Annotated in this window: 6 protein-coding genes, 6 tRNA genes and 1 other RNA gene; 8 read left to right on the forward strand and 5 right to left on the reverse strand. The window is 48.8% G+C overall.

Going from position 1 to position 7,461, the window contains the following annotated elements; genetic code table 11:
• Positions 1-72 precede the first annotated feature (72 nt).
• Entirely contained in the window at positions 73-1,275 is a 1,203-nt protein-coding gene (locus FE839_RS14185; protein ID WP_138361453.1) for a NupC/NupG family nucleoside CNT transporter, read from the forward strand.
• A gap of 41 nt (positions 1,276-1,316) precedes the next feature.
• On the opposite strand, the gene FE839_RS14190 is transcribed toward FE839_RS14185, so the two are convergent.
• The 3 genes from FE839_RS14190 to FE839_RS14200 form a co-directional block, all read right to left on the reverse strand.
• Entirely contained in the window at positions 1,317-3,080 is a 1,764-nt protein-coding gene (locus FE839_RS14190) for a sensor domain-containing phosphodiesterase (RefSeq protein WP_138361454.1), read from the reverse strand.
• A 423-nt stretch (positions 3,081-3,503) separates the two neighbouring features.
• Positions 3,504-3,579, reverse strand: a tRNA-Ala gene (locus FE839_RS14195).
• A 41-nt stretch (positions 3,580-3,620) separates the two neighbouring features.
• Positions 3,621-3,696, reverse strand: a tRNA-Ala gene (locus FE839_RS14200).
• 219 nt (positions 3,697-3,915) lie between these two features.
• On the opposite strand from FE839_RS14200, the gene FE839_RS14205 reads away from it, so the two are divergent.
• Positions 3,916-4,269: a YfeC-like transcriptional regulator gene (locus tag FE839_RS14205; RefSeq protein ID WP_138361455.1), complete on the forward strand. Its 354-nt coding sequence runs from the start codon at positions 3,916-3,918 to the stop codon at positions 4,267-4,269.
• 8 nt (positions 4,270-4,277) lie between these two features.
• Complete coding sequence (locus tag FE839_RS14210) at positions 4,278-4,670, forward strand: YfeC-like transcriptional regulator (RefSeq protein ID WP_138361456.1); 393 nt, start codon at positions 4,278-4,280, stop codon at positions 4,668-4,670.
• Between the two features lie 55 nt (positions 4,671-4,725).
• Here FE839_RS14210 and gltX read toward each other — a convergent pair whose 3' ends face one another.
• Positions 4,726-6,144, reverse strand: coding sequence for a glutamate--tRNA ligase (gene gltX / locus FE839_RS14215; RefSeq protein WP_138361457.1), 1,419 nt, complete (start codon positions 6,142-6,144; stop codon positions 4,726-4,728).
• A gap of 258 nt (positions 6,145-6,402) precedes the next feature.
• On the opposite strand from gltX, the gene FE839_RS14220 reads away from it, so the two are divergent.
• From FE839_RS14220 to FE839_RS14240, 5 genes are all read left to right on the forward strand, one after another.
• Positions 6,403-6,478: transfer RNA gene (locus FE839_RS14220), tRNA-Val, on the forward strand.
• A gap of 165 nt (positions 6,479-6,643) precedes the next feature.
• Positions 6,644-6,719, forward strand: a tRNA-Val gene (locus FE839_RS14225).
• A gap of 43 nt (positions 6,720-6,762) precedes the next feature.
• Positions 6,763-6,838 (forward strand) — tRNA-Val (locus FE839_RS14230).
• Positions 6,839-6,842: 4 nt separating this feature from the next.
• Positions 6,843-6,918: transfer RNA gene (locus tag FE839_RS14235), tRNA-Lys, on the forward strand.
• Positions 6,919-6,942: 24 nt separating this feature from the next.
• A non-coding RNA gene (locus tag FE839_RS14240) (RtT sRNA) lies at positions 6,943-7,074 on the forward strand.
• A 112-nt stretch (positions 7,075-7,186) separates the two neighbouring features.
• On the opposite strand, the gene FE839_RS14245 is transcribed toward FE839_RS14240, so the two are convergent.
• Positions 7,187-7,461 (reverse strand): transposase (locus FE839_RS14245; protein ID WP_171034884.1); only part of this gene is annotated, 275 nt, incomplete at its 5' end.

Here is a 7,461-nt window from a genome sequence, read left to right on the forward strand (position 1 = left end):
CATCTCGTTTTCTTTTAAACTGTTACATAAAATGTGCACAGAAATTTAACCTGCCTCATGTTTGGAGCAAATATGGACCGCGTCCTGCATTTTATTCTCGCGATCGTAGTGGTTGCCATTCTGGCCCTGTTGGTCAGCCACAACCGTAATCAGATTCGTGTACGTTACGTCATTCAACTGCTTGTCATTGAAGTGTTACTGGCCTGGTTCTTCCTGAACTCTGATATTGGTCTGGGTTTTGTACAAGGCTTCGCCGGGATGTTTGAAAAACTCCTCGGTTTTGCCAACGAAGGGACAAACTTCGTCTTCGGCAGCATGAACGATAAAGGCCTGGCTTTCTTCTTCCTGAAAGTGTTGTGCCCCATCGTTTTCATCTCCGCGCTGATCGGTATTTTGCAACATATTCGTGTCCTGCCGATTATCATTCGCGCAATTGGCACCGTACTGTCCAAAATCAACGGCATGGGTAAACTGGAATCCTTCAATGCGGTCAGCTCGCTGATTCTGGGCCAGTCGGAAAACTTCATCGCCTATAAAGATATTCTTGGGAAAATGTCCCGCAACCGCATGTACACAATGGCAGCGACAGCGATGTCGACCGTCTCTATGTCTATCGTGGGCGCGTACATGACCATGCTGCAGCCGAAATACGTTGTGGCGGCGCTGGTGCTCAACATGTTCAGTACTTTCATCGTTCTGTCGCTCATTAACCCGTATCGCGTGGACGAAAGTGAAGAAAACCTGCAGATGTCCAATCTCCATGAAGGACAAAGTTTCTTCGAAATGCTGGGCGAGTACATCCTGGCGGGTTTTAAAGTGGCGATTATCGTCGCTGCAATGTTGATCGGTTTCATCGCGCTGATTGCTGCGCTGAACGCCCTGTTCGCCACCGTGACCGGCTGGTTCGGCTACAGTATCTCCTTCCAGGGGATCCTTGGCTACATCTTCTATCCGATCGCATGGGTAATGGGCGTACCTGCGGGCGAAGCGCTGCAGGTAGGGAGTATTATGGCAACCAAACTGGTTTCTAACGAATTCGTCGCGATGATGGATCTGCAGAAAATTGCCGCTACGCTCTCTCCACGTGCGGAAGGCATCCTTTCTATCTTCCTGGTCTCCTTCGCCAACTTCTCCTCTATCGGCATTATCGCGGGGGCGATTAAAGGATTGAACGAGGAACAAGGTAACGTGGTTTCCCGTTTCGGCCTGAAACTGGTCTATGGTTCGACGCTGGTGAGCGTGCTCTCTGCGTCTATCGCCGCCCTGGTGCTGTAATTAGCAACCTGTATTGCGAAGCCGGGCAAGCCCCGGCTTTTTCATACCCGCAATTCACTCAAGGGTTGCGGTTTACCAATCAGATATCCCTGTAAATAATCGACGCCTAATTGCAAAAGCCGGGTTCTCTGCTCCTGGGTTTCGACATACTCCGCAACCACCTTCATATTTTTAGCCTTCGCCATTTCAATAATGGATTTAACCATAATGACATCTAGCGGATCGGTTGCGATATCACGCACAAAGCAACCGTCTATTTTTACAATATCAGCCTGTAAATTTTTCAGGCGCTCATAGTTGGCGTAGCCGGTGCCAAAGTCATCAATAGCGATACTGCAGCCGAAATTTCGTAACTGTTGGATGTTATACATACTGATTTCAATATCAGAAAATACCTGCTCTTCGGTCACCTCAATGGTTATCGTCCCCGGCGCCAGGTTGTAACGTTTAAACAGCATGATAATTTGCGCCGCGCTATCTTGTTGCATCAATGTGTGAGGCAGCAGGTTGACCGAAAAATGCTTACCCGGATAGTGATGCAGGACGCGGCATAACGCTTCCAGCACCTGCATATCAAAACGCTGGCTCAGGTTGAACCGGCTAACCAGTGGAATAAACTGCTGCGGCATGATGATGGCGTTACCGCAGCGCATCCGACAGAGTATCTCGTAATAACCTTCTCCACTTGCATTCTGAATAGGCTGAGCATATAGCAGCAACGAGCCTTTATTAATGGCGTGTTCAACCTGTCTGAGCAGATGAAGCTGTTCGCTTGAGCGCTCGGGAATTTGTCCCTGCCCCATATTCAATGCCCCTACGCGAGAGGTTTCCCCAGCCTGCTCACGCCATCTAATCCTCATCCTCTCGCTACGTGCATAGATATCTGCCATATAAAACAAACAGACAGTAAACGAAATTAACACGGAAAGAACAAATGCTAGTGAATACTCAATGCTTACCCCATGTAAAAAATTCGGATGATAAACAACGAGTAAAAATGCTGATATGGACCATAAAATGCGAATCAGCGTCTGTCCCAGACGCCCAATACCTACGAAGTACAAAATAAAAATAAGAGGAACTAAATAACCTGCAATCAAATCAGAAATATAAGGCGTACAAAGCACAAATAATATGGTGGCCAGGGCAATAAACCAGTACAACGTAAATATTCTATGCCCATACGCCAGACACGGCTGGCAATGATTGCGCCAAAATACACGTGCATATCGCGGACTGATAATCATCCGTAATGGATAATAGAACAGCGCCGTAAAAATTAATCCCGCACTAATCAGACTTTGTATATCGATAATTGTGTAGATTATCGATATATGGCCGAAATAACCAGACATTGCCACTGGAAACGAGAAAAATTGCCCCACCACATACATGCTACCTTTCAACAACAGCGGGGCGAAGAAACCGGCCCAAAAAATCCGCATGCCCCAATGCTTCCCCCTCAGGCCGCTGCGCCAGCGTCTTCCAGACTGAAAGCGAATAATCGCGCAGGAAACAAGAACCGGGATGAGCTGGCAAAACAACAAAATCATCGCCTGCGGTAACGCCAGACCGACAATCAGGGTATTATCGATTGCAAACGTGATAATCAATGGTACAACAGCATACCGACCAAATATAAAAAGGAGTGAATACATGGCGCTCAACGGTAACCACACCAGATAGAGTTGATTCTCACCAAGGAAAATTTGTGGGGAAATAAATCTGGAAAGAGGGATAGTAATAAAACAGATCAATAACGCCAGCAAAGTTCTTTTAATTTTAACAGCAGAATAGTTAATCATTATTGTTGTTATTAACTCGCTCAGCATAACATCTATATGAACAAATATTATGCTGCTTAATAATGGCAGGCAAGATATTAAATCGAGAAAAAATCTGAAATTACCTTTCGCTAAGGGATATGCCTGTTATGGACAAAAAATCATTCGAGATGCATTGGGGGTCCACTGAATGCCTTCCCTGGAGCGGGTATGAGTCAGTAACCGTGGTGAGCGACAAAACTGTCGGAGCAGATCTGAATGCACGGACGACGCCTCTTAAGAGCGCATTTCATGGAGGTGATGCATCACGCAGCGACTAGCAAAGGAGTCATCGTAGGGGGACGCATCCAGGTCAAGTTGCAAGCGCGTTAACGATGAAGCGCTCAGCTTAGCGTATTCATTTATTATGGAATATTTTGCGGAAACAACGGGAGAATTGAAATTTGGTGGAGCTAAGCGGGATCGAACCGCTGACCTCTTGCATGCCATGCAAGCGCTCTCCCAGCTGAGCTATAGCCCCGAAGAAACTCTTTACGAACCAAACCTGATGGGTGCAGGTTTTGGTGGAGCTAAGCGGGATCGAACCGCTGACCTCTTGCATGCCATGCAAGCGCTCTCCCAGCTGAGCTATAGCCCCGTAACGTAAAGCGTGTCGTGTTGACGGGCGGCATAATATGAATTCCTTCGCCAGGTGTCAACGGCAAAATCAACCTCGACCCTTTGATCGCTGAAAAAGCAGACAAACGGCTGACATTGCGAGCATTATCGCAGCCAAAAGCCAAACATGTCACCCTTTCCTCTAAAAGGATGCTATAACATGTACAACTAATTCCCATATATTTACTCAGGAAATAGTATGCTCAAGGAACGAATGACACCTGAAGAAATAGCGCATCTGACTGGTTTCAGTCGGCAAACAATTAACAAATGGGTCCGCAAAGAGGGGTGGCAAACATCTCCGCGCCCTGGCGTGCAGGGCGGAAAGGCGCGTCTCGTACATGTCAATGAACAAGTTCGCGAGTTTATTCGCAGCGCACAACGCGTGGCTGAGAATCCAGTCCCCTATTCTCCCGCCGATAACAATCTGGAATCGCTGCTGCTTACCCTGAGTAAAGAGATGACGCCGGGAGAGCAAAAACAGTTGATGTCGCTGCTGCTTCGTGAAGGGATCAGCGGGTTGCTCAATCGGCTGGGTATTCGCGACCAGTAAGTCACATCATGATGAAACTCAAAGACAAAATGACGGCAGCGGAGCTCGCTAAAGGCCTTAAACTTACCCGACAAACAATCAACCGCTGGGCCAGAGAGCAAAAATGGCGAACAGAAACCATACCAGGCATTAAAGGCGGGCGCGCTCGTCTGATTGTTATCGATCAGGCGGTAATTGATTATCTGGCAAATAGTAAGGAATTCCGGGGATTGACCATTGACAACCAGCTTGCAGAAGCGCCCGTTAACTACTTCGTTAATGATGCAGACGCGGTCAGACGTCAAATCGTCGAAACGCTGCACCTTATGTCCCGGTCAGAACAGTTACAGTTGCGCGATCTTCTGGTGCGCGAGGGGATCAGCGGATTTTTATCCCGGCTTGGTATTACTGGGGCGGAATAATAGCTAAAAAAGCGGCGGGAATAACTCCGCCGCTTTACTGTATCTCTTATCTGAATCAGGACTGCTGGCTTTCACGCCCGGCAATAAAGGCCAGCGCTTTATTAATACGCTCTATGCTACGCGATTTACCGATCGCGTGGACGGTTACATCAAGTGCCGGAGACTGGCCCGCTCCCGTGACGGCTACGCGCAACGGCATACCGACTTTCCCCATACCGACGTCCAGTTCATCCGCCGTCGCCTGGATCGCATGGTGAACATTCTCTGCCGTCCAGTCACTGATGGCGACGAGCTTATCGCGCACCACTTCCAGCGGCTGACGAGCAACCGGTCGCAGATGTTTTTTCGCCGCATCGGCATCAAATTCAGCAAAGTCTTCGTAGAAATAACGGCAGCTTGCCGCCATCTCTTTCAGCGTCTTGCAGCGCTCGCCCAGCAATGTCACCAGCTCAGCCAACTGCGGACCGTTACGGGTATCGATATTTTCCTGCTCAATGTGCCATTGCAGATGCGTCGCTACATATTCCGGCGCCAGCGAATTAATATAGTGATGGTTCAGCCACTGCAGTTTTTCAGTATTGAACGCGCTCGCCGATTTACTCACTGCGCTCAGACTAAACAGTTTGATCATCTCTTCACGCGAAAAAATCTCCTGGTCGCCGCTGGACCATCCCAGACGCACCAGATAATTCAACAGCGCTTCCGGCAAATAGCCATCATCACGATACTGCATTACGCTCACCGCGCCGTGGCGCTTGGAGAGTTTTTTACCGTCATCGCCGTTGATCATAGAGACGTGAGCATAAACCGGCACCGGCGCGTTCAATGCTTTCAGGATATTGATCTGACGCGGAGTATTATTGATATGATCTTCGCCGCGAATCACGTGGGTAATCGCCATATCCCAGTCATCAACCACCACACAGAAGTTGTAGGTCGGGGAACCATCGGTACGACGGATGATCAAATCGTCCAGTTCCTGATTACTGAATTCGATAGGGCCACGGATCTGATCGTCAAAAATAACGGAGCCTTCTTCTGGATTGGCAAAACGCACAACATAAGGCTCGTCATCAGCATGATGTTCGTGACCATGGCGACAACGACCGTCATAACGCGGTTTTTCGCCTTTTGCCATTTGCTCTTCACGCAGCGCGTCCAGACGCGCTTTGGAGCAATAGCATTTATAGGCAGTGCCCGCCTCCAGCATTTCATCAATCACGGCATTGTAGCGATCAAAACGTTTGGTCTGAAAATACGGACCTTCATCCCATTCCAGGTTCAGCCAGTTCATACCATCCATAATGGCTTCAATGGCTTCTGGCGTTGAGCGCTCAAGATCGGTGTCTTCAATACGCAGCACAAACTCACCGCCGTGGTGACGTGCAAAAAGCCAGGAATAGAGAGCAGTACGCGCACCGCCAACATGTAGATAGCCTGTCGGACTAGGCGCGAAACGAGTTTTGATTTTCATGAATTGGCCTTACGTTTGATAAAGATGCCGACACGCGGCAGTGTTCGTTAGATTTTATGGACGAATATTCTAACACCGTGGGCTGATTCCTCAATGTTGTTACCATTTCAACGTCACGCTTTATCTTTTTGTTTATAAATCATGCGCCATAGATGGCATGGCAATCGTTTTGTTTAATTTTACGACGAACAAAAAAATTATTTAGAAAAGGCGTTGACTCATTTTCAACTCTCCCTATAATGCGACTCCACACAGCGGGGGTGATTAGCTCAGCTGGGAGAGCACCTCCCTTACAAGGAGGGGGTCGGCGGTTCGAACCCGTCATCACCCACCAACTACTTCACGTAGTCTCCGCCGTGTAATCCACTATATTTTGCGTTGTGGTCAAGCGGCAACTGAATAACTCTGTTGAACTTACATAAAGTAAGCGATTGGAGTAAATAAAGAAAGTCGATGTAATAACGTGAAAAATGAGGATTAAAGCAAGAAATTGAGAAGTGGGTGATTAGCTCAGCTGGGAGAGCACCTCCCTTACAAGGAGGGGGTCGGCGGTTCGATCCCGTCATCACCCACCACTTTCTCGCCAGCGAAATTTCTTGCAAAATGAAGTACTGAAGTGGGTGATTAGCTCAGCCGGGAGAGCACCTCCCTTACAAGGAGGGGGTCGGCGGTTCGATCCCGTCATCACCCACCACTTCGGGTCGTTAGCTCAGTTGGTAGAGCAGTTGACTTTTAATCAATTGGTCGCAGGTTCGAATCCTGCACGACCCACCAGTGTAAAAAAGCGCCCTAAAGGCGCTTTTTTGCTATCTGTGATAGATAAGATTCGAACCTGCAGCAGGTTCGGGTCGAACGAAGTGAAGACAACGGAGCCGCCCGCGGCGACGGCCCGAAGGGCGAGCAAAGCGAGTCATCCTGCACGACCCACCAGTGTAAAAAAGCGCCCTAAAGGCGCTTTCAGATTGCTGACGAACCCCATATTTTTGCATGGGGTTCTTCTTTTGTAGCGACCACAGGTCGCGATCGCGATTTTTTTCGCTTATCACCCCATCATGGCGTTTTGCCATCCTGATGACGTTACGGGTCTTCCTGACTGCCCTTTCTGCACCATTAACAGCCAGTAAAAAAGCGCCAGAAGCGCCAACTTCTTCATATTCTGCGCTGTCGCCGCCAGCAGACACTGCATCTGCACTTTCATCAGGCCACGGAACCGTGCATACCGGTGACCGTGATGCTGTTTCGCGTCCGCGAAGCTTCTCTCCACCGTTTCCTTGCGCCTCGCGTACACTTTTTTACCCCATTTCGTCAGCCGCAGCG

This window comes from Klebsiella indica (genome assembly GCF_005860775.1).
Taxonomy (GTDB): Bacteria; Pseudomonadota; Gammaproteobacteria; order Enterobacterales; family Enterobacteriaceae; genus Klebsiella; species Klebsiella indica.

Excerpts from the sequence above, each read along its gene's own strand:
- FE839_RS14185 (WP_138361453.1), top strand. The coding sequence starts at position 73 with ATGGACCGCGTCCTGCATTTTATTCTCGCGATCGTAGTGGTTGCCATT.
- FE839_RS14210 (WP_138361456.1), top strand. The coding sequence starts at position 4,278 with ATGATGAAACTCAAAGACAAAATGACGGCAGCGGAGCTCGCTAAAGGC.
- FE839_RS14205 (WP_138361455.1), top strand. The coding sequence starts at position 3,916 with ATGCTCAAGGAACGAATGACACCTGAAGAAATAGCGCATCTGACTGGT.
- gltX (WP_138361457.1), bottom strand. The coding sequence starts at position 6,144 with ATGAAAATCAAAACTCGTTTCGCGCCTAGTCCGACAGGCTATCTACAT.
- FE839_RS14190 (WP_138361454.1), bottom strand. The coding sequence starts at position 3,080 with ATGATTAACTATTCTGCTGTTAAAATTAAAAGAACTTTGCTGGCGTTA.